This window comes from Sphingomonas sp. S-NIH.Pt15_0812, from assembly GCF_003951315.1.
Lineage (GTDB): Bacteria > Pseudomonadota > Alphaproteobacteria > Sphingomonadales > Sphingomonadaceae > Sphingomonas.
Genome location: NZ_QLJH01000088.1, coordinates 1 through 1779, shown reverse-complemented (window position 1 = coordinate 1779; position 1779 = coordinate 1). Strand labels below are relative to the sequence as shown.

Sequence of the window (1779 nt, the reverse complement as noted above, 5' to 3'; positions counted from 1 at the left end):
TCGCCAGGGTCGCGGGCGACTGGCCAGCCAGCCGCTGGGACGAACTCATGCCGTGGAACTGGATGCCGCCAGCAGATCGGCCGACCGCGCAAGCTGCCTGATCTGCGGTCGTCACACCACGCTTACAGAGAATGTAACGCTCTTTCGTTTTATGTGCGCCTCACGAGCCCGCGCCTGGCAGTCTCCAGTCTGTCTGCCAGATGTAGTAGGAGGTGATCGGCCCCCCATCTTTTCCAAGAGCGGGTCGAAAACGACCACGCCTGATGAGCAGGGTGCAGGTCGTTGTGTCCAAGGCTGAGTCACCGCTGGAGACGGCAGGCCGGCATTCTGCAACACGGCCGCTAGCCTCCACCTTCAGAACAGCAACTACGGTCCCTTCCTTACGGTCGACGCGGGCGAGCCTGGGATAGTCGTCAGCACTGATCCAGTCTTGAGGTTGAGCTGGGCCAATAGCGGGTTCCGAAAGCTGTGAGGCTTCATCTCCGCTCAGGGCCAACCGACTGCGCAGATCGTCGGTGCAGGCTGTGAACGCCTTGAAGGCTTTGGCCGTCACACCCGGTGCGACCGCCGCATCAACGCTGCCTGCTTTTACGTGCAATGCCGAGGCCGATGTTAAAGGGGCTTCAGGTTGGACTGCGATTGTAGTCTGCACAATGCGACTATTGCTGCCATCCGGAACCGTGCTGAAGAAGCTAGGGTTCTGAGTGGCGCCAGAGGGGCCAAACAAGATCGACGCAGTGCCATCTTCTCTTGCCCGGTGAGCGTTGTCCACGGCTGCGAGTGTAAGCGTCATCAGGTTAGGATCGCCGAGTACATCGCTTAAGGTGAGCTCGACGGCTTCTTGCCCCGCTCCATACTTCCGGCTCAGCCGACAGTGAGATGCGCCGTACTCAACCGCCCATGGCTGCTTCGATGTTATCAATGCCGCTGCGGCTACCAGTGTCGTGATCATTGCCAATCCCCATTACGCCCAGCCTAGGCGAATAACTCATGCAGCCTTGAATTTGTTGGTGGCAACCAAAATCCACGTGCTTACGGCCTTAGGCGAGCGGCACCTAGTACATCAAAGCGTTGGGCGTCTGCTGTTGAGCGTTTCCGAGCCGGCCGCTTTCGCTCACTTCCAGACGTAGCAGACGGTTTGACAGCCGCCTGAAAGCGGTCATCCCAAGCCGTGAGGAGATGATGCAGATGCGAAGCTATTTTGGTTCAGGGGTGGTACTGACAGTCTGCGTTTGGCTGTTAGCCGCAATGACCATGCTTGGCCCGCTCATGGGCGATTGTCTGCCTGAAATGGGGCATAGCTGCCCTACGGACCACGAACGCAACCTTAGTCTGCTGCAGATTGCGTTTGGAGCGGCCGCCATCAACGTAGCGGCAATTTGGCTTCTGATCCGTCTGCGTCGAGGAGACGACACCTGATCGTATGGCCGCTAAACTATAGTCGCAACCTGAAAGCGGCCTGTCGGCTTACTTCCAGATCCCGACATTCGTCAGTGGATGACCGGGTAGCAAGCCGGTCGTTCGCGACGATGAACAAGCCTCCGAAGTTGGGGAGCGGGAAGGGTAAGTCGAATGACCGATTGTGGGTCACCCCGCCAGATATGCAAGGTGTTGCGCGGTCGATCCAGTCATCGTAGAGATTCGCCGCTGCGAAAAACGGCGGGATGGTTACGTCCACCCTCCGCGCGCACGCCGGTTCTCGCCGGCCAGCGGCTCCACTGATGTCGATGCAGGCACGCCTGCGGGACCAAGGAGCACGGATATATGCGAGAGAACGTC

1 protein-coding gene is annotated in these 1779 nt (G+C 59.1%); it reads right to left on the bottom strand.

Annotation, left to right across the window (positions count from 1 at the left end):
• Positions 1-160: 160 nt before the first annotated feature.
• Positions 161-952, bottom strand: coding sequence for a TonB family protein (locus tag BRX43_RS19975; protein WP_241215106.1), 792 nt, complete (start codon positions 950-952; stop codon positions 161-163).
• Positions 953-1779 lie beyond the last annotated feature (827 nt).